At 48.2% G+C, this 20,094-nt stretch carries 18 protein-coding genes; 11 read left to right on the forward strand and 7 right to left on the reverse strand.

From position 1 onward, the window contains the following. Nucleotides 1-43 precede the first annotated feature (43 nt). The 5 genes from CN378_RS13260 to CN378_RS13280 form a co-directional block, all read right to left on the reverse strand. Entirely contained in the window at nucleotides 44-1,765 is a 1,722-nt protein-coding gene (locus tag CN378_RS13260; protein WP_098352641.1) for a pyruvate oxidase, read from the reverse strand. Nucleotides 1,766-1,970: 205 nt separating this feature from the next. Further along, nucleotides 1,971-2,768: an endonuclease/exonuclease/phosphatase family protein gene (locus CN378_RS13265; RefSeq protein WP_098352642.1), complete on the reverse strand. Its 798-nt coding sequence runs from the start codon at nucleotides 2,766-2,768 to the stop codon at nucleotides 1,971-1,973. Nucleotides 2,769-2,771: 3 nt separating this feature from the next. Then, nucleotides 2,772-4,406, reverse strand: a complete 1,635-nt coding sequence (locus CN378_RS13270; protein WP_098352644.1) for a PTS transporter subunit IIBC — start codon at nucleotides 4,404-4,406, stop codon at nucleotides 2,772-2,774. Between the two features lie 428 nt (nucleotides 4,407-4,834). Beyond that, on the reverse strand, nucleotides 4,835-6,751 hold the full coding sequence (locus CN378_RS13275) for a heavy metal translocating P-type ATPase (RefSeq protein ID WP_098352646.1): 1,917 nt from the start codon (nucleotides 6,749-6,751) through the stop codon (nucleotides 4,835-4,837). A gap of 213 nt (nucleotides 6,752-6,964) precedes the next feature. Further along, nucleotides 6,965-8,149, reverse strand: coding sequence for an MFS transporter (locus tag CN378_RS13280; RefSeq protein WP_098352647.1), 1,185 nt, complete (start codon nucleotides 8,147-8,149; stop codon nucleotides 6,965-6,967). 129 nt (nucleotides 8,150-8,278) lie between these two features. On the opposite strand from CN378_RS13280, the gene CN378_RS13285 reads away from it, so the two are divergent. After that, nucleotides 8,279-8,662, forward strand: coding sequence for an OsmC family protein (locus CN378_RS13285; protein ID WP_098352649.1), 384 nt, complete (start codon nucleotides 8,279-8,281; stop codon nucleotides 8,660-8,662). 240 nt (nucleotides 8,663-8,902) lie between these two features. On the opposite strand, the gene CN378_RS13290 is transcribed toward CN378_RS13285, so the two are convergent. After that, nucleotides 8,903-9,316, reverse strand: a complete 414-nt coding sequence (locus CN378_RS13290) for a pyridoxamine 5'-phosphate oxidase family protein (protein ID WP_098352650.1) — start codon at nucleotides 9,314-9,316, stop codon at nucleotides 8,903-8,905. Between the two features lie 87 nt (nucleotides 9,317-9,403). Here CN378_RS13290 and cax point away from each other — a divergent pair, with 87 nt between their 5' ends. The 3 genes from cax (at nucleotide 9,404) to CN378_RS22660 (ending at nucleotide 11,920) form a co-directional block, all read left to right on the forward strand. Beyond that, nucleotides 9,404-10,462 (forward strand): calcium/proton exchanger, encoded by a 1,059-nt coding sequence (cax, locus tag CN378_RS13295; protein ID WP_098352652.1) that lies wholly within the window; start codon nucleotides 9,404-9,406, stop codon nucleotides 10,460-10,462. Nucleotides 10,463-10,792: 330 nt separating this feature from the next. Beyond that, nucleotides 10,793-11,635: a YfkD famly protein gene (locus CN378_RS13300; protein WP_098352653.1), complete on the forward strand. Its 843-nt coding sequence runs from the start codon at nucleotides 10,793-10,795 to the stop codon at nucleotides 11,633-11,635. 111 nt (nucleotides 11,636-11,746) lie between these two features. Next, the gene (locus tag CN378_RS22660; protein ID WP_179884917.1) at nucleotides 11,747-11,920 is read left to right on the forward strand and encodes a hypothetical protein; all 174 of its coding nucleotides are present in this window, start codon (nucleotides 11,747-11,749) and stop codon (nucleotides 11,918-11,920) included. A gap of 195 nt (nucleotides 11,921-12,115) precedes the next feature. Here the strand turns inward: CN378_RS22660 and yfkAB are convergent, their stop codons facing one another. Next, nucleotides 12,116-13,243, reverse strand: a complete 1,128-nt coding sequence (gene yfkAB / locus CN378_RS13305; protein ID WP_098352655.1) for a radical SAM/CxCxxxxC motif protein YfkAB — start codon at nucleotides 13,241-13,243, stop codon at nucleotides 12,116-12,118. Nucleotides 13,244-13,358: 115 nt separating this feature from the next. On the opposite strand from yfkAB, the gene CN378_RS13310 reads away from it, so the two are divergent. The 7 genes from CN378_RS13310 (at nucleotide 13,359) to rlmD (ending at nucleotide 19,923) form a co-directional block, all read left to right on the forward strand. Next, a complete protein-coding gene (locus CN378_RS13310) occupies nucleotides 13,359-13,541 on the forward strand; it encodes an SE1561 family protein (RefSeq protein ID WP_034761313.1) in 183 nt (60 codons plus the stop codon). Between the two features lie 228 nt (nucleotides 13,542-13,769). Further along, nucleotides 13,770-14,216 carry a GNAT family N-acetyltransferase gene (locus CN378_RS13315; protein WP_098352656.1) on the forward strand — a complete coding sequence of 149 codons (447 nt, stop codon included), beginning with the start codon at nucleotides 13,770-13,772 and terminating at the stop codon, nucleotides 14,214-14,216. Nucleotides 14,217-14,298: 82 nt separating this feature from the next. After that, complete coding sequence (locus CN378_RS13320) at nucleotides 14,299-15,855, forward strand: fumarate hydratase (RefSeq protein WP_098352658.1); 1,557 nt, start codon at nucleotides 14,299-14,301, stop codon at nucleotides 15,853-15,855. Between the two features lie 124 nt (nucleotides 15,856-15,979). Beyond that, on the forward strand, nucleotides 15,980-16,552 hold the full coding sequence (locus CN378_RS13325) for a DUF4825 domain-containing protein (protein WP_098352660.1): 573 nt from the start codon (nucleotides 15,980-15,982) through the stop codon (nucleotides 16,550-16,552). A gap of 213 nt (nucleotides 16,553-16,765) precedes the next feature. After that, nucleotides 16,766-17,515, forward strand: coding sequence for a delta-lactam-biosynthetic de-N-acetylase (gene pdaA, locus CN378_RS13330; RefSeq protein WP_098352749.1), 750 nt, complete (start codon nucleotides 16,766-16,768; stop codon nucleotides 17,513-17,515). A gap of 119 nt (nucleotides 17,516-17,634) precedes the next feature. Beyond that, complete coding sequence (locus tag CN378_RS13335) at nucleotides 17,635-18,504, forward strand: DNA-3-methyladenine glycosylase family protein (RefSeq protein ID WP_098352661.1); 870 nt, start codon at nucleotides 17,635-17,637, stop codon at nucleotides 18,502-18,504. Nucleotides 18,505-18,519: 15 nt separating this feature from the next. Beyond that, nucleotides 18,520-19,923: a 23S rRNA (uracil(1939)-C(5))-methyltransferase RlmD gene (rlmD, locus tag CN378_RS13340; protein WP_098352663.1), complete on the forward strand. Its 1,404-nt coding sequence runs from the start codon at nucleotides 18,520-18,522 to the stop codon at nucleotides 19,921-19,923. Nucleotides 19,924-20,094: the final 171 nt, after the last annotated feature.

The raw sequence follows: 20,094 nt of genomic DNA on the forward strand, positions 1-20,094 counted from the left end.
CAAACCTCCAATAAGTGAGCCCTTTTACAGGCTCACTCTTTTGTTAAAATATACGTTTTAACGCTTTCCGCAGGGGAGGCATCTCGGCCTCATGCTGTTTGAAGAATTTCTTCAGGACATGCTTGGAATAGCCTGATGCCTGTTCGAAATTGATTTTTCCGGGAAGGGGAGGCTGGTCTTCGATGACACAGTCGATGATGACCGGTTTATTGGATTTCGACGCCATTTCAAAGGCGGGCTGAAGGTCCTCATGCTTGATGACGCGGTAGCCTTCCCCTCCGCAGGCTTTGGCAAATTGAGCGAAATCAATGTCCTGTAGATCCGTTTCATATTCCAGGTGACCGATGGATTCCTGCTCATACTTGATCATTCCGATCTTCCGGTTATTCATGATCACGACGATGATCGGGAGTTTGTATTTGACTGCCGTGACGAAATCATGCATCACCATGGTGAAACCGCCGTCACCGCATACGGCAATCGATTGGCGTCCCGGTTCTGCAATGCCGCTCGCGATGGCCCCCGGGAGTCCACAGCCCATGGTCGCCATCCAGCTTGAGATGATCATTTTCTGATTGGTCATCTTAAAATGTCTGGCGGTCCAGACCGTCACGTTACCGACATCGACGGACAAGACTGCATCGTCGTCCGCAATCTTCTGAAGGGCCGCGATGACTTGAGGAGGCTTCATGGGTGTCGTCGCCTCCACTTCATCCTTTTCAATATGCTTCCACCAGTTCTTCATATTGTTCTGGCATTCTTCTAAAAATGATCGGTCTTCTTTGTGTGGTAACTGCTCGTTCCATTGTTTCAGGACCAGGTTTGAATCACCGACGATCCCGACTGTGACAGGGTATCTCTTTCCGATCTGAGTCGGGTCCGCATCGATCTGGACGGCCGGTGTTTCGTCGGGAAGGAAATCACGGTAAGGGAATGACGTCCCGATCATGATGAGGAGGTCTGCCTCTTCCATGGCTTCATACGCAGGCTTTGTCCCGATTTGGCCGAGCTGACCGAGATTATGCGGATGCTTGTCAGGGAAAATTCCCTTGGCTGGAAGCGTAAAGATGACCGGAGCGGCGATTTTTCCCGCCAATACCTCCAGTTCACGGGCTGCATGCCTGGCTCCCGTTCCTGCCAGGATGACCGGACGTTGTGCTTTATGTACATATTCCAGTCCGGTCTTCACGTCTTGATCGAGGGGAGCGGGGATGGCAAAAGCCGGGACGCTCGATGTAGCCTTTACGGTGTCCTTGATTTTTTGCCCGGGGATATCGTCCGGGATGATCAATACGGATACCCCTTTTTTCGCGTAAGCGGTCCGGATCGCCTGATTCATCAAATCGGGAAACGACTCTGGTGAAGATACCCGTTCACAGTAAACAGAAACGTCTGCAAACACTCGGTCCAGATGAACCTCCTGGAATGAATCCATGCCGAGTTCTTCTGTGGCCACCTGTCCCGCCAAAACCAAAACGGGTGCCCCGTCGGCCTTCGCATCATATAAGCCGTTTAACAGGTGGATGGCCCCGGGTCCGCCAATCGATAAGCATACCCCGATGTGACCTGTGAGCTTCGCATAGGATGAGGCGGCGAGTGCCCCGACTTCCTCATGTCTGACCTGGATGAACTCCATTTCCTCCTTTTCACTTCGCAGTACGTCCACAAAGTGATTGATCGAATCTCCCGGCAGTCCGAATAGATGCTTGATTTTCCATTGCTCCATGATATCGGCTGCTGCCTGTCCTGCGAGTTGATGTCCCATCGTTGTACCTCCTTAATTTGTATAATGATTTTTTACCACTGTGGCGGATTTGTTAAACGTTGGGGAGATGGGGAGTAGTGATGGGCTGAGGTGAGGTGCGGATATTGTCGATGCATGAAGAACGGTCGATATATCGGGTGAACGGTCGAACTATTTAGCCCCGGACACCCATCACTCCAAACAAAAAAAAGCAACCGATCCAAGATCAGTTGCTTTCACTGAGCACCACTACCACTCCGAAATGGTCCGATACGACAGGCTTATTTACATCATTAAAAATGACCCGTGACGAGGCTACAGACATTTTTTCGCTGGACAGGATAAGGTCCAGTCGCAAATCGACTGTATTTTCATCCCAACCGGCAATGTTTCCTTGAACGGTGATACCGCTGTCTCTTTCTGAAGCGGTATCGAATGTGTCGTGAAGTCCTTTGGAGAGAAGATAATCATACCCTTCTTCACGGACAAGTGCGTTGTTATTGAAATCCCCCATTAAAAAGAACGGGGATTCAGGGGTGACCTGCTCCATTAAGGAGTCTACTTGAAAGGTGAATGGCTCTTCTTCGTCCGTCCACCATCCCAGGTGGCAGGAGTAGAAGGTGAGGGGCTTTCCTTCATATGATATCGTGGCCCCTGCGATCTTACGGGTTTTCCAGTAGGACTGGTCATGACTTTTCGAGATGAAGAAGCGGTGTTCCTCCACGACCGGGTGCTTCGTCAGGATGGCGACGCCTTCTTCATAGATATCATAGCCGATATGAGCGAAGTCCCAGACAAGTGTGTAATCCGTTATCCCTCGCTTCTCCAGTTCCCCAAGGAGGACCAGTGCAAAATTGTCCTTTTTCACCATCCCCTTGACGATTCCACGATCGATTGGCTGACTGACTTCCTGAAGGGCGATGACATCATAGGATTTCTCCACGATGTCATCGGCTAAAATAGAGATCTTGTCGAGCTGGTTGTCTTCCTGCCAGGAGTGACAATTAAGCGTCAGTAATTTCATGGATTACGCTCCTAACAAATCTTGAATATCCGATTTGATGACGTCTGCTTTTGGACCATAGATGGCCTGGACGCCTTTATCTTTCAGGATGAGTCCGAGTGCTCCGTTTTTCTTCCATTCTTGTTCCGTGCCGACAAGGGCAGTGTCTTTTACTGTTACGCGAAGGCGTGTCATACAGGCATCCACGTCTACGATGTTCTCTTTCCCGCCAAGCATGGCAACCACTTTTGGAGCGATGGAATCGGCACTTACCGTACCACCGCCTGTTGAAGCTTCATCCTCAATATAGTTTCCGTTACGACCCGGTGTCGGGAAGTTAAACTTCTTGATCAGGAAGTTGGCAACCGTGAAGTTAAGACCAAAGAATACGACGCAGGCAATGACAAAGTTTACAAGATCTACCCACAGACCTGCTTTGATGATCATCGGTACACGAGTCAGAAGCTCGATGGATCCGAAAGAGTGAACGCGGATATGAACGATATCCACAATCGCGAAGGCAAGTCCCGTCATGATCGCATACACAACATACAGAAGCGGGGCAGCGAACATGAACATGAATTCGATCGGCTCGGTAACGCCAGTCAGGAATACAGCTAAACCAGCTGAGAAGAACATGGATTTGTATTTTTTCTTTTTATCTTTATCCACATTGCGGTACATGGCATAAGCGATACCGATCAGGGCAGCTGTGGATAAAATCATTTGACCGACTTTGAAACGGGCAGGTGTCACGTCATTTAACAGTTGTTTATAGCTCGCTGTGTCCCCTGCAGCCAGGAAGTTATTCAAGTCGGCGATCCAGGCAAGCCATAATGGATCTTGACCGGCAACCGTCGATCCTGCACTTGAACCTGTGAGGATGGTGTAAGTCCCGCCAAGTTCTGTGTAGTTGATTGGTACCGTTAACATATGATGCAGACCGAATGGTAATAACAGACGCTCTAACGCACCGAATACGAATGGCGCGATGATGGGCGCCGTGTTACGTGATGTGGCGATCCATTGACCGAAGTCATTCAGTAATCCTTGAATGAACGGCCATACAACCGACATGATGACGGCGATGATGACAGAGCCGACGATCACGACGAATGGTACGAAACGTTTTCCATTAAAGAAGGAAAGGGCATCAGGTAATTTACTATAGTTATAATATTTGTTGAAAAGATTCGCTCCAAGGAAACCGGAAATGATTCCGACGAATACCCCCATGTTAAGGGCAGGTGCGCCAAGGACCGATGTGAAATAATCTGAAACGACCAGCGTTTGGCCGAATAGGGAAGAGACCGTTGCTTCGGGGTTTGAAAGCATATCTCCGCTCACTCCGAAGATGGCTCCTGTAATACGGTTAATCAGGATGAAGGCGATCAGGGCAGCGAATGCTCCGCCTGCACGTTCTTTCGCCCATGAGCCACCAATGGCTACGGCGAAGAGGATGTGAAGATTCGTGATGACTCCCCAACCAATATCCTCCATTACTCTTGCAATCGTTTGCACTAATGTGATGTCTCCACCCATCATGGCAATCAACTTACCGAGGGAAATCATGATCCCTGCAGCTGGCATAACAGCCACAACCACAAGCAATGCTTTCCCGAATTTCTGCCAAAAATCAAATGACAATAAATTCTTCATAAACCCGTTTCCTCCTTTAATATCAATCTATTGGACTATATTTCTTACATTGGATGACATGTGTGCGTTTACATTTCAAATTAAAAGAAATGCTGTCGCGTTATCTTCATCATTTGTTTGCTATGTACAGGTGATTCGGTGCAATATAGATGCAACCGTTTGCACTAGCTAAACACATTTTATGATATCCCTTTCAAGAAAGCAACAACAAAATATTATTTTAGTAAAATATCACCAGAGAGGGACGGACCTTGGTAGGACAGGGATTCGGAAAGACCAGCGATTTAGTAGTTTAGGGGGTGTTATTCACATGTGGATAAACGTGAGGGGGTGGATTAAGTGGAGAAACCACCGGGGATCCACTATACGAATATATCTTTCACGATAAAAAAGCACCCAATCCTTAAAGGACTGGATGCTCGAAAACATCATTTCAATAATCGAAGACCGTTCAAGATCACCAATATCGTACTTCCTTCATGCCCGATGACTCCATAGGGGAGGTCGAGGATCTGCAGGAAGTTGGAGGCGATCAACAGCATGATGACCGCGATGGAGAAGACGACGTTCTGCTGGACGATGCGCTTCATTTTTTTCGATAGCTTGATGGCTTCTGCGATACGGGTCAGGTCGTTTTTCATCAACACGACATCAGCGGTTTCAAGAGCGACGTCGGTTCCTTCTCCCATGGCGATTCCGACATTTGCCGTTGCAAGGGCCGGCGCGTCGTTGATTCCGTCCCCGACCATTCCGACGGTGCCGAATTGGTGTTTCAATTTTTTCAGTTCATCTACTTTCGTTTCCGGCAGGCAATCGGCGATGAAGCTTGCGACTCCTGCTTCTTCTGCGATGGCATGGGCGGTTTTTTCGTTGTCGCCTGTCAGCATGATGGTCTGCACGCCTTCTTTTTCGAGGAGCTTCAGTGCTTCGATCGTTTCTTTGCGGACCACGTCCTTCAGGGCGATCAATGCCACAATGACTTCATCCTTTGCGACAAAAACGGTCGTTTTCCCTTCAGAGGCAATTCTTTCATATGCTCCGTTCATAAACCGTTCTGCCAACATTTTATCCACAAAGTCTGCTTTCCCGATTTTCCATTCGGATCCGTCCACAAGGGCTTTGACTCCCCAGCCGGACACATCTTCAAGGGAATCGGGCTGGGATAGCACTGCCCCAAGCTCACGGGTTGCGTGACCGACAATGGCCTGGGCGAGTGGATGGTTCGATTGATTTTCAATGGAAGCAACGGTATTTATCACGTCATCCTCATCGAGATCGTCAGCAACCAGGATATCCGTCACGACGGGTTTCCCCCTCGTCAACGTCCCCGTTTTATCAAAGGCTATCGCCTTGATGTTGCTTAAGGTTTCCAAGTGCGCGCCCCCTTTGAACAGGATGCCGTGGCGGGCACCGTTTGAGATCGCGGAAAGACTCGCCGGCATGATGGCTGCGACCAGGGCACAAGGGGAAGCGACCACGAGCAGAACCATGGCCCGGTAGAATGTTTCCGTCCAGCTCCATCCGAGGACGAAGTGAGGGACGAACATCATCAGGAACACAACGGCGAGCACGACTTTAACATACGTTCCTTCGAAGCGTTCAATGAACTGCTGGGAAGGGGATTTTTCGCTTTGCGCCGATTGGACAAGGTCGATGATCTTTTGGAAAAGGGTTTCGCTGCTCGGTTTGGTCATTTCCATCGTGATGGCACCGTTGATGTTGACGGTACCGGCGAATACTTCATCCCGCTGCCCCTTTGTGACCGGGACGGCTTCGCCGGAAATGGCTGCTTCATCGATGGACGTCGTGCCTTTTACGATGACGCCGTCCGTCGGTACCCGTTCACCGGGTTTGATCAGGATATGATCGCCGATTTCGAGGCTTGAAACGTTCACTTTCTTTTCTCCGGTACTTGTGACGAGCCATGCTTCTTCCGGCTGGAGCTGCATGAGGGCGGAGATTTCCTTCTGACTTTTGTTCATTGTATAGGTTTCAAGGGCACCGCTGACGGCGAAGATGAAGATGAGGATCGCCCCTTCCGTCCAATACCCGATGATGGCGGATCCGACCGCGGCAAAAATCATCAGCATCTCGACATTGAGTTCCTTGTTTTCGATGGTTTCTTCGATTCCTTCTTTTGCTTTGGCGAAGCCGCCGATGGCAAAGGCAAGGAGGTAGAAGAGGATGCTCATGCTGGAGTCGCCGTTAGACGTCAGCCATCCCAGTAGAATGAACACACCGCTGATGAGGGCGGCGATCAATTCGGCATGAGGCTTTATTTTTTCAAGGAAGTGCATGTTTTCATTCGATGCCCCCATGGATAGTGCTTTGGATTGTGAGCTCATAGTGTTTTCCTCCTTTGGTTAATTGAAAATATGAGATTCTCATTGAGAATAATAATCAACGTCATTACCCCTATAAAACGACGAAAGCTGCCACCAGTGAAAGGTGACAGCAAAACGGCACGTGCTCTTAGCTGAAAGTATATGAAGTTAGTAATTTGTAATGATTATAATCTAATCCTACCACATGTATATGAGGATGGGAAGTGTTTTGTGCTAGTTATTCTGGGTTATTTCCCTACGCCTGTTCTGCAGGGAAAAGACGAGAAGGCTGACGAAAATCACCAGCATCATACAGGCGATCAAATAGAAGAAGCTTGATCCCTTGAACCAGTCGATGGTGATCCCGCCGATGAAAGGACCAATCATGCTGCCGAAGCTGAAGAAGATTCCGCACATGATGTTCCCGGCAGGCAGTAATTCTTTCGGCAGAAGGTCGGTCATGTAGCTGATGCCGAGGGAAAACGTCGATCCGACGGCCATACCGGCCAGTGTAAAGCATATGAATAGTCCGATCGTGGACTCAGAAACGATTCCTGCCGCCGAGAAGCACAGGAAGCCGATCATCATGACAATGAGGAGGACATTCTGTCTACCGTATTTGTCGCTCAAAATGCCAAGGGGAACCTGTGAGATGATGCTTCCCACTGCAAACGCAGGCAGAAGGATCGCCACGGCTTCAATGGACAATCCGTTTCGCAGGGCGAAAACAGGGAAATTCCCATTTAATGAGGCCTCCAGGAATCCATATCCGAGAGGCGGCAGCAGGGCGACCCATGCGTATTTGAGCACCTTTCCGAATCGCTGGAAAGACCCGAGAAACGAAGCACTTCCGATGTTTTGCTGTTCAGGGTATTCATTTTGTAATTTAAAGACAAACATCCACACCGTTAAGCTTAATAAGGAAGAGATGATGAATGGCAACGCCTGATGGATCGTGATGAGCTGTGTCATCATCGGGCCGACGGCGAATCCGATCCCAAAGGAAACCCCGTAAATGGATATGTTCCGTCCCCGATGCTCTTTTGGTGAAAAAGAGGTGATCCACGTCTGGGTGGCAAAGTGGAGCATGTGATCCCCGATGCCGATCAGCAGGCGGAGGATGAACCAGAACCAGAAGGATTTCCAGACCGGGAACAGTAAGAGTGATGCGGCGACGATGATTCCTCCGATGATGATCATCGGTTTGTATCCGATTTTCTGAAGCGGTCTTTCCATTAATGGAGAGGCCAGCAGGATTCCGATGTAGAGGGCGGTGGCGTTCAAACCGTTCAGGGAGGAGGACAGGCCGTCCTGCTCGAATATGATGGCGATGAGGGGAAGGAGCATTCCCTGTGAGAAGCCCGAGATGGCGACGATCCCGACCAACACCCTGAAACGGAAGGCTAATGTTTGATTCATTTGTCAAAACTCCCAATCGTAGTAAATATCTTCTTTGATGGTACCCTCAATTTCATTGTTTGGCAATACGATGGGAATAGAGTAAAATCAAAACATCCACTAACATATTAAGGAAGGAATGATTAAGAAATGGAATATAAGATGCAGGAAGGCGGATTTTACACAGATTTAGGGTTTGGGAAGCTGGAGGTATCGGGTAACGAAGAGTATGGCTTCCGCCCGTTCCAACTACTCGTATCATCCGTTGCCGTATGCAGCGGGGGAGTGCTCCGCCAAGTGCTGGAGAAAATGCGTATTCAATTTGACGACATCCACATCAAAGCCGACGTCACCCGCAACGAAGCCGAGGCTAACCGTGTCGAAGCCATTTCTCTCCACTTCACGATCAGAGGGACGGACCTTGACGAAGCGAAAATCGAAAAAGCCATGAAGCTCACACGCAAGAACTGCTCCATGGTGCAATCCGTAAAGGACAGCATCAAGATTGAAGAGACGTTTGAATTGGTTGGGTAAAGTGATGGAGAGGGATGGAGGGACGGAACTCTGAGCAGCATCAATGTGGGAGGTCCTCCCCTCAAAAATGAGTGTTTTAAGTGAACGGCATCAATAAAAGAGGGACGGACCTCTGAATGGATAGAACCGTTAGCAGTCCACTATCCTTTCGAAGGTCCGTCCCTCAAAGCAGCGACAAGAACTACCCTTTTCCTCTGTTAAGAGGTCCGTCCCTCTAAGGCGTCCCTCAACACCTACCCTTTACAGCTCCTGGGGTTCGCTGCCGGGTTTTTCGTAGTAGAGGATGGTTTTGGGGGTGAGCTTGAGAAGCTGGTATTCGGGATCATCGGGGCTTGCGATCCAGTGTTTGAGCTGGTCGTTCCAGAATCTTGCTTTTAGTTCCGGAGAGTTTTCGACCGAAGCCTCAGCCTCGATTTCTACATAGTGTTCGTGATCGGAATCACGGTCATACCCGAGCAGGATATGCACATGAGGGTTCTCTGCAATGTCTTCTGCTTTGTGGGCATGTTCGTTGGTTGCCGTGTACAGAGTAAGCTCGTCATGATCGAACATCATAAATCGTGAGTACGGTCTGTTGTCACGGATAGTGGCAAGGGTGCCGATTTTATGGTGGGAAAACAACTCTGTTATTTTATCTTTCAAGGTTTGTGCCATGGATATTCCTCCTAATTGGGTTCTATCTATAATGTGTCTAAACAGGCCAGTTTTAACCAAATATCTTACAAAGGATGGATCATAAACGTGAATAAAGTATTTACTCTCCTTGTATTGGCAGGGGTTCCGGTTTCGGTGATCGGTTCCCTGCTTCATTGGCCCAGCGTCATCATGTTCGTCGTCTATTGTGTCACGATTATCGCCCTTGCCGCGTTTATGGGAAGAGCGACGGAAAGCTTAGCCGTCGTGTCGGGTCCACGTATCGGCGGCCTGTTAAATGCGACGTTCGGGAATGCGGTCGAATTGATCATTTCCATTTTTGCCCTGAAGGCCGGTTTGATCGGGGTCGTTCTCGCCTCCCTGACAGGGTCTGTCCTGGGGAACCTGCTATTGGTCGCGGGGTTGTCCTTCTTCGTCGGGGGCGTGAAGTTCAAGCGCCAGAAATTCAATGTGTTCGATGCCCGTCATAATTCAGGACTGCTCATGTTCGCCATCATCGTCGCCTTCGTCATCCCTGAAGTGTTCTCGATGGATATGAATGAAACGGGAACGATGAGTCTTTCCATCGGAATCTCGATCATTTTGATTGCCTTGTACTTATTCGCCCTGTTTTTCAAACTCGTCACCCACCGCGGTGTGTATCAGAGTGAGAACAGCGAAGGGGCACATGGTCATGATGAGGAGCCTGAGTGGAGCAAGGGAAAAGCATTACTCATCCTTGCGGCATCGACCCTTGCCGTCGCGTATGTATCTGAACGTCTTGTTCATACCTTTGAAGAGGTAGGGGAAGCGTTCGGTTGGAGTGAGCTATTCATCGGGGTCATCATCGTCGCCATTGTCGGAAATGCCGCTGAGCATGCATCAGCCGTCATCATGGCGTATAAAAACAAGATGGATGTTGCGGTGGAGATCGCCGTCGGTTCCACCCTTCAGGTAGCCATGTTCGTGGCACCAGTCCTGGTACTGGTTTCGTTATTCTTTGAAAAAAGCATGTCACTTGTGTTCACCCTGCCTGAACTGGTGGCCATGGTATCAGCGGTCTTACTTACCGTGGTCATCTCCAATGATGGGGAAACGAACTGGTTTGAAGGATTGACGCTACTTGCGGCTTACTTCATCATGGGGATCGGATTTTATTTACTATAAGTATGAAGTTAAGGCCAGGCACAATTTCTGATTATCAGACTCTGCAAGATTTTAAAAGAACCATTCCAGTCACTGGGGATCGCCCAGTGATTGCCAAAGCAAAAAAAGCAGTGGAATCCTTCAACGGATTCCACTGCTTTTTTTAGGGAATGTAGGAATGATTGAAAACGCCAGCTTTGTAGGAGAAGCTGCGCTTTCTCTTCATTGATAGTATAAAATAAAAATTGAATTTTGTAAATATTCTTTCAAATAAAGTTTTTTGGATAAGGTTCATCTTCTAGGAAAAACTAACGGCAAACCCTTAAGCTATGATTGAAAGGAGTCACATTCATGAAACTAATGCGCACTGCTCTTATGGTCATTCTCGCATTTTTTGTTGCAACCACAGGACTTCACGCTGAAACCACTCCGAAAAAGGAAAGCAAGCCAAAAACGGAGAAAGCTCCGAAATCAACACAGGATACCAGTGTGAAAATCCCGAACTCAGTATTGAATATCGCCAAAGAAAATACGTATCCCAATTCGACACAGGATCAGCCGTATCTTCAACCCAGCGAGTGGAGCCAGGAACTGATCGAAACCTCCAATGTGAGAATCGAAAATCCGAACCTGATCCGCATGTTGAACGAATCAACGGTCAATAAAGCACCGACGATCGGACTTCGTGCCACCATCTATCTGGGCGAATGGCCCCTGAACTATGCATCAACGGAAACCTCCCCGAATTGGGAGTACCAAAAGGTCAATACGAATTACTTCGATAACCGCGGAGGGAAATCAAACTATCAAATCCACTACGTCCAGGAAGCACAAAAGGTCGTAAAAGGTGGACTGACAGCAAAGGTTCCCCATGCAGATGATGTGGAAAAAATGATGCTCATCAAAGCCATGGATAAATCCAAGCTCCCACTTGCCTTCCAAACCATCGTAGGGGCCGGTACGAAGAAGGATCAAGTGTACAATATCTCACCTAAACGACTCGGTTACCTGTACGCCTATGCACCTGCCATCAATGAAAAGGGGAAAGTGACCTATGGGGAAGTATTCCTCGTCATGAAGGGAACCAAACGGTCAATCGTCGTGAAAAACGTGACGTCTCAAGGAGTCGGGGCATGGATACCAGTCCAGGATCACGTCCACTTCGGTTTCATGGCAAGCGAAACACCAAGATAAAGGTTTAACAAAGAGTGAAATCGGGTATATCCTAATTTCACTCTTTTATTATGTCGAGTGATATGTTATAATAATTAGAATATTCTGAATTAACAAAGGAGGAACAATAACATGGAATACTTACTACTATTCGGAGGACTGCTGATCGCATTCATCACACTTCGCGTCTGGTTCGGGGCCAGAAGAGCCAAAATCTATGCCCAGATCAAAAAACAAAAATACAACGTCATGGAACCCGCACTCCATAAAGTCACCCAAACCAACGACCGCAAACCCCTAGGATAAAAGCACATCGGATAAATATCCGATGTGTTTTTTTTGAGTTTTTTGAGCATTTTTTTAGGGACGGACCTCGGTTTTAGAGGTGGGAAGGCCGGTATATAAGGGTTTGTAGGTTGATTTCGAGTGAATATGAGGGACGGACCTTATTCAAAAATCAAAGGCCCAAACCCAACACAGATTTGAGCCTTGATCTTCCTTTCAACGGGAAATCTTCGCTTCACGCTTCGAAAAGTCTATATCCTGATAATACATGGACTTAACGAGTACGTTTGGTCCGAGGCAGCGGGCCATGGGACAGTGGCAGTTCAATTCTTTCGCAAGGGGCTGTTCTTTCCACTTATCAAAAATGGCAGGCAGCGTATCCTTCGTGATATTCCCGAGTGGCGGGGTATCACCGAAGTCGGTGACGATGACATCGCCGGTGAAGATGTTCACGTTCAAACGGGAACGGCCGTCGGGGTCATTCCTAACGCTCACATTTTTTGCCGAGTAAAGGTTCTTCAGGAATTCCAGATCCTCCTGTGAAGAGCTGCATGGATAGAAAGGCAGGGTCCCGAATAGCATCCATACATTCTCGTCGCGGAATGCTAAAATATCCCGGATGGCTTCACGGGTTTCTTCTAATGAAAGAGTCTCCAGGCTTGAAGCGAAGTCAGAAGGATACATGGGATGGATTTCGTGACGGCCGCATTTCATTTCATCGACAATCTGACGATGGATCTTTTCCAGGTACGGCAGGGTGTTTTTATTTAACATGGTTTCTGCCGAGACAAGGACCCCGCGTTCTGAAAGGGCACGGCTGTTTTCAATCATGCGGTCGAACAGCTTCCGGCGCTGATCCCTCGTTGGTTTCCGTTCCATATTGGCAAACCCGACATCGATGAATTCGTCGATCGTTCCCCAGTTATGGGAGATGTGCAGGACATCAAGGTACGGGGCAATCATCAAATAGCGGTCAAGATCCAGGGTGAGATTCGAGTTAATTTGGGTATGTACGCCCCTGGAATGTGCATACTTGAGTAATGGAAGTACATAATTTTCTACGGATTTCTTGGACATCATCGGTTCCCCGCCGGTAATACTAAGGGAACGGAGAGTTTTGATATCGTCGAGTTTTCCGAGGATCAGTTCAATGGGCAGGGCACTCGGATCCTTCGGTGATAGGGTATAACCAACTGCGCAGTGCTCGCATCTCATATTGCAGAGCGTCGTGGTGGTGAATTCGATATTGGAGAGCGTGATGTCACCATGCTCATCCACATCCAGGTAAGCCTCCCAAGGATCATGATCAATGGACATTTTCTTGGAGAGAGGTTCAGTTTTCATTCGTAAAAGCTCCTTTATGATTAAGTCACTCATCCATTATTGAGAAAGGGCCAGCCCTTGTCAATCGGAAAGTTATTGGTTACCATAGTAAACGTATTGAAAGGAGAGAGAACTCTTGGGTAAAGCTATCAACGATAAAGACTCACAAGTGAGCTATTTAAAACAACGCCTGAATCTGTTCGTCGACGTTCTGGACTCGATCGACCCCGAACAAGCGGACATTGACGATATCGATCGCCTGATCGCCATGATCGATGACATAGAAGTAAAATGCGAGCAATTTAAGAAAAGTGAGTAGGAGTCCTGGATGGGGCTCTTATTTTTTTGGAGGGACGGACCTTGGATGGTGTGGGGTGTCGAGACCGGTCCTGGGTGGCCGGAGGCGGAATATGTCATTTTTTGTAGAAACGGTTGACAACCCACGCAGTTCAACCCATTCACCCCGTAAAGACCTGCCCCAAGCAGGATTTCCCCGCCAAAACGTCTAACTTTAATATAAAACCATCTATTAAAGGAGCGACACCCCATGATCATCACCCCCATTAAAAAACATCAAAGCGAGCAGGCGAAAAATGTCATACTTTCCGGGTTCCTCGAACGGTTCGGATTCATCGACCACACCCTGAACCCAGATATCCATGACATCACACTTGAGTATGACGGCACGCAGCATCATTTTTTTGTCGGGAAAGAAAAGGACGACATCATCTGTACAGGCGCAATCCGGCAAGAAGCGGAAGATACGTATCAGATCGTGAGGATGTCGGTGCTATCCTCCTTCAGAAAGCGTGGACTAGGTGGCATCATGCTCAAACATCTGGAAGAAAAAGCACACTCCCTTGGCGCACGAAAGCTCATTCTTGAAACGAATAAGCAGTGGGCCGACGCCATCCAATTTTACGAAAAAAACGGTTATACATATAAGTCAGAAGACGAGATTTCGTGTTATTACGAGAAGGAAATTCCATTGTGAAATCCCTTTCAATCTCATTCTTATAGGAGTATAATAATGAATGAAAATTGAGACTGTTTGAGATCTTTAGAGGGGGAGAACGATGAATAAAGAGACATTACAGCAAAGCATGTACGATTTGATTGTGGAAACGTCCACGAATCTGCCAAAGGATGTGCGCCGAGCGATCCGCTCTGCGAAAGCCCGTGAGAACGCCGGTACTCGTGCAGCGATGAGCTTGGATACGATTTCAAATAACGTGAAGATGGCGGATGACAATGTATCCCCGATTTGTCAGGATACAGGTCTTCCTACATTTAAAATAAAAACACCGGTCGGCGTGAATCAGCTCCAGATCAAAGAAGCGATCTATGCGGCCATGGTACAGGCGACGAAGGACGGGAAGCTTCGTCCAAACTCTGTTGATTCTTTGACGGGGGCTAACTCAGGGGACAACCTTGGACTCGGGACGCCGGTCATCAAGTTCGAGCAGTGGGAAAAGGATTATATCGACGCGCGCCTGATCTTAAAGGGCGGCGGTTGTGAAAATAAAAACATCCAGTACAGCCTTCCTTGTGAGCTTGAAGGACTGGGCCGTGCCGGACGTGACCTCGATGGGATCCGCAAATGCGTGATGCATTCTGTGTATCAGGCACAGGGACAAGGCTGCAGCGCCGGTTTCATCGGCGTTGGAATCGGTGGGGACCGCTCTTCCGGATATGATCTGGCCAAAGAACAATTATTCCGTTCCGTTGAGGACGTGAACCCGAATGAAGATCTTCGTAAACTGGAAGAGTACGTGATGGAAAATGCCAATGAGCTTGGAATCGGCACAATGGGCTTCGGCGGGGAAACGACGCTCCTTGGTTGTAAGGTTGGCGTGATGAACCGCATCCCTGCGAGCTTCTTCGTATCCGTTGCGTATAACTGCTGGGCATTCCGTCGTCTGGGCGTGAAGCTTGATCCGGCGACTGGTGGGGTGGACGAATGGTTCTATCAGGAAGGCGACAAGATCGACCTGACTCAAGGGTCGCTTGCTGAGCTTGAAACGGCAGCGGCAAGTTCTGGTGAACAGCCAAATGTTGTCGTTCTTGAAGCTCCGATCACGGAAGAAAAAATCCGTGAACTGAAAGTGGGAGACGTCGTTCATATCAACGGCCGCATGTACACTGGCCGTGACGCGATCCACAAACATCTGAGCGAAAATGATGCACCGGTGGATCTTGACGGACAGATCATCTATCACTGCGGTCCGGTTATGCTGAAGGACGATGAAGGGAATTGGCATGTGAAGGCAGCCGGCCCAACAACATCGATTCGTGAAGAACCTTATCAAGGGGACATCATGAAGCGTTTCGGTATCCGCGCAGTCATCGGAAAAGGCGGAATGGGACCGAAAACCCTTGCTGCCTTGAAAGATCATGGCGGCGTGTACCTGAATGCCATCGGGGGAGCGGCTCAGTACTACGCAGACTGCATCAAAGGCGTAGATGGCGTCGACCTGATGCAGTTCGGTATCCCTGAAGCGATGTGGCACTTGAATGTAGAAGGCTTCACAGCCGTTGTGACGATGGATTCACATGGGAACAGCCTTCATGAAGAAGTCGACAAATCCTCTTTGGAAAAACTGGCTCAGTTCAAAGAGAAGGTTTTCAAATAAGAAAAAGGAACCACCTCGCACAGTTGCGGGGTGGTTTTTCTATTGGGTATTTATGTTAAAATCAGGATGAAACCTTTATGTGCGTTCTTCCGTATTACATACAAACAGGTTGTGGAGGGCTACTATGATTTTCAATAAACTATTTGGCATGTTGATTCTTAGCTTGATGGTCTTTTTGACAGGGTGTGCCGCAAATCCCGAAAAAGAGGCGGATATCACCTCCATCGAGGATGTAAGTGTGGATACATTAAAGGAAAATAGCGGAACCTATGTAGGGGATAATTCTAAAGTTCAGGCGATCCTGCAAGAGCTTCCAGGCGGTGAAACGATAAAGGAAATCGATCTTTCCGGTGAAATGGTGAAGGTGACATACGGCTTTGAGGAAGAAGGGAAGCTGTCTGAAAGTGATGTGAATGAGTACTGGTTCGACGGCACCAACGTCAACCGGAAAAACTTTTACTACAACGCCATCTATTTAACACTCCTTATTCCCAACGCAAAAGAATATCACTTCACCGTCGATGAATCCATGGTATCCGTCTCCAGGGACAAAATGGTCGCCGGTCTGTCCAAAGAATTCAGCGACTTTCCAAAAGGCGATAAGATCTGGGACAAAAAAACCGTCTCCACCTTCATCGACGAACACAAAGGGAAATTGACCCAAATGGCGACAAAGTATCAGACGTTTTTTGAGTAGAGGGACCTTTGATGGTCATTTGAAGTGAAGGTGCCGCAACGATCGCCCAAGAGCCGCAACAAACCGTATAAATCCACTGCCCATCAGGCTGATTCTGCACGAACACCCATTTATGGATACTATTAGTACACATGAATCCTTCCACTTCTCAAAAACTAAGGGAAACGGAAGCGAAAGAAGGGTTCAATTTTGCGAAAATCACTAAAAGTGTTGATGATAGCGGCAATCTTAGTATTGCTCATACCGGCTCAGGCTTATGCAGTATCGAATAATCCAATCGGCTGGGGATTCAAAAAGAGTCAAAATGAAGAGCAGCCGGAAGCAGGAGCTGCCTATGATCAGCTTCTTGAGAAGTACGATGCCTTCTATAAAGGCTCACCGGATAAAAAAGTGCTCTACGTCACATTCGACAACGGATATGAAAATGGCTATACGGAAAAAATCCTCAATGTCCTGAAACAGGAAAAAGTGCCAGCCACGTTTTTCGTGACCGGTCACTATTTGCTCAGCGCAGAGGACCTCGTCAAGCGAATGGTGAAAGAAGGACATATCATCGGGAACCATTCCTGGCATCACCCTGACTTCACGGCAAGCTCCGATCAAAAGATCAGGGAAGAGCTCCAAAAAGTGAAAGTCAAAACGAAGGAATTGACGGGGCAAAAAAAGATGAAATATTTGCGACCTCCAAGGGGCGTGTTTTCAGAACGTACGCTCCAGATTGCAAAAGAGGAAGGCTACACACACGTCTTCTGGTCACTCGCGTTCATCGATTGGAAGACCGATCAGCAAAAAGGATGGAAATACTCCTATGACAACATCATGGCCCAGGCCCATCCTGGTGCCATCATCCTGCTGCACTCCGTCTCTAAAGACAACGCAGACGCACTCGAAAAAGCCATCCAGGACCTAAAAAAACGGGGCTACACCTTCAAAAGCCTGGATGAGCATCCGATGATGAAATAAGAGCCTGAATAAGAGGGACGGACCTTCATTCCTAGGACTTGGTCCTAGGAATGAAGGTCCGTCCCTCTTCTGTTTATGCTATAATACACATACAAGTTTTGTGCGGAAGGATGAGGACGATGGCAGTCAGGAATGTTAAGATAGATGGTCCGTATGATTTTGATCGGGTGCTGGAGCGGTTGGCGCTGGATCCGTTGAATGCTGTGGATCCGGTCAACCGGAGCGTGAAGGTCCCTTACTATCTCCCGGATGGGATGGGAGAGGTCATAGAGGTTCAGGCAATTGGCACAACGGACGAGCCGCAGTTTAGTATCACCTTTGAGAATGACGAGAATCTTGAAGAAAAGCAACAGAGAATCGCAAACATATTCCAATGGCAAACCGGTCTCCACGATATGCACGCGCATTTTCTTAAAACCGACCTGAAACCTATCTTTGAGGAACATATCGGAACCCCGCTCGTCCTGGAGTTCGATCCCTTCGCCACCATCATCAAAAGCATTATCCATCAGCAGCTGAACCTGAAGTTCGCCTTCACCTTGACCCATCGTTTTGTCACGACATATGGATGGGAAAAGGATGGAGTGTGGTTTTATCCATCACCGGAAAAAGTAGTGGACCTCACGGTGGAAGAACTGCGGGAGCTTCAGTTCAGTCAGCGGAAAGCGGAGTATGTGATTGAAGTCGCTCAGAAGGTATCAAGTGGTGAACTGGATCTTGAACAGTTATCCGGTCAATCCGACGAAGAAGTCATCAAAGAACTGACCAAAATCCGCGGAATCGGACCCTGGACCGCCCAGAGCTTCCTCCTATTCGGACTCGGCCGCCCGAATCTGTTTCCGAAAGCGGACATCGGCATCCAAAACGCCATCAAAAAGCTATTCCAGATGGAAGAGAAACCGACCATGGACGAGCTGGATGAATTCAGCGCAGCCTGGCATCCTTATTTAAGCTACGCATCACTGTATTTATGGAGAAGTATCGAATAGAACGGACGTGAACCAATGAAAAAGCAATACGCAAAAAAACCACAACACAATGAAGTGAAAATCGAGCTGAAACAGCAGTTTCCTCTGACCATAAAGAAAATCGGCATCAACGGGGAAGGGGTCGGTTTCTTCAAACGTAAAATCGTCTTCGTTCCGGGAGCCCTTACAGGCGAAGAAGTAGTCGTGGAAGTGACCAAGGTCCACCCGAAATTCACCGAAGCCCGCATCAAGAAGATCCGGAAAAAGTCACCACAGCGTACCAAAGCACCATGCCCGGTATACGAGCAGTGCGGGGGCTGCCAGCTTCAGCATTTGTCTTACGAAGGACAGCTTGACGCCAAGCGCGACATCCTACTTCAATCACTCGAGCGTCACACAAAGCTCAAGCTTGATGACATGGATATCCGTCCGACGATCGGAATGGACAACCCGTGGCACTACCGGAACAAAAGCCAGTTCCAGGTCGGTACGCAAAACGGGAAAGCTATTGCAGGCTTATACAGCATGAATTCCAACAAGCTGATCGACATCGATGAGTGCATCGTGCAGCACCCGCTCACGAATAAAGTGACAAACGAAATCAAGCGGATCATCAACGACTTCAATATCCCTGTTTTTGATGAAAAAAAGAAAAAGCCGATCCTGAAAACGATCGTGACGCGTGTCGGGTTTGAAACAGGGGAAGTTCAGGTCGTACTCGTGACGTCCGAGAAAAAGATCCCACGAAAGGAATTGCTGATTTCGGAAATTCAGAAACGTCTTCCTGAAGTCGTTTCCATTGCCCAAAACATCAATCCGCAGAAAACGGCCCTTGTCTTCGGGGACGAAACAATCCATCTGTCCGGAAAAGAAAGCATTGAAGAACGTCTGGAAGAGTTCACCTATGAACTGTCCGCACGGGCATTTTTCCAGCTGAATCCGATCCAGACGAGCAAGCTGTATAACGAAGCGAAACTAGCAGCTGCCCTCACAGGTGAAGAAAAAGTTGTCGATGCCTACTGCGGAGTCGGTACCATCGGGTTATGGCTGGCAGACGGTGCCAAAGAGATCCGAGGCATGGACGTCATCAAGGAAGGAATCGATGACGCGAAGAAGAATGCTGTAAAATTTGGAGTCGAGCATGCCGAATACTTCGTAGGCGGTGCCGAAACGCTCATGCCAAAATGGAAAAATGAAGGGTGGCGTCCGGACGTCGTCGTGGTCGATCCGCCGAGGACGGGCTGTGACAACAAGCTTCTCGATACGTTGAAAGAAGTGAAGCCCAAGACGTTCGTCTATGTCTCCTGCAATCCATCGACCCTCGCGAAAGACATTGATTATTTGAAGAAGCAGTATCGTGTCGAGTATTTGCAGCCGGTGGATATGTTCCCGCAGACCGCCCATGTGGAGGTTGTGGCGAAGCTGGTTCTTAAGTTGTAACTAACCAATTAGCTCACTATCCTGATTTCATCCACAAGTGAATAAGATTTCGTTAAAAAACATTAGGAAAACAGGGCTATCCCATATGGGTTAGCCCTGTTTGGGTATTGAATTAGTCGAATACCTTCTTGGATTAGGTGAAAATATAATAAAAAATGATAGCGGTGAACC

The sequence above is a fragment of the Bacillus sp. AFS015802 genome (genome assembly GCF_002561455.1).
Classification (GTDB): domain Bacteria; phylum Bacillota; class Bacilli; order Bacillales; family Bacillaceae_B; genus Rossellomorea.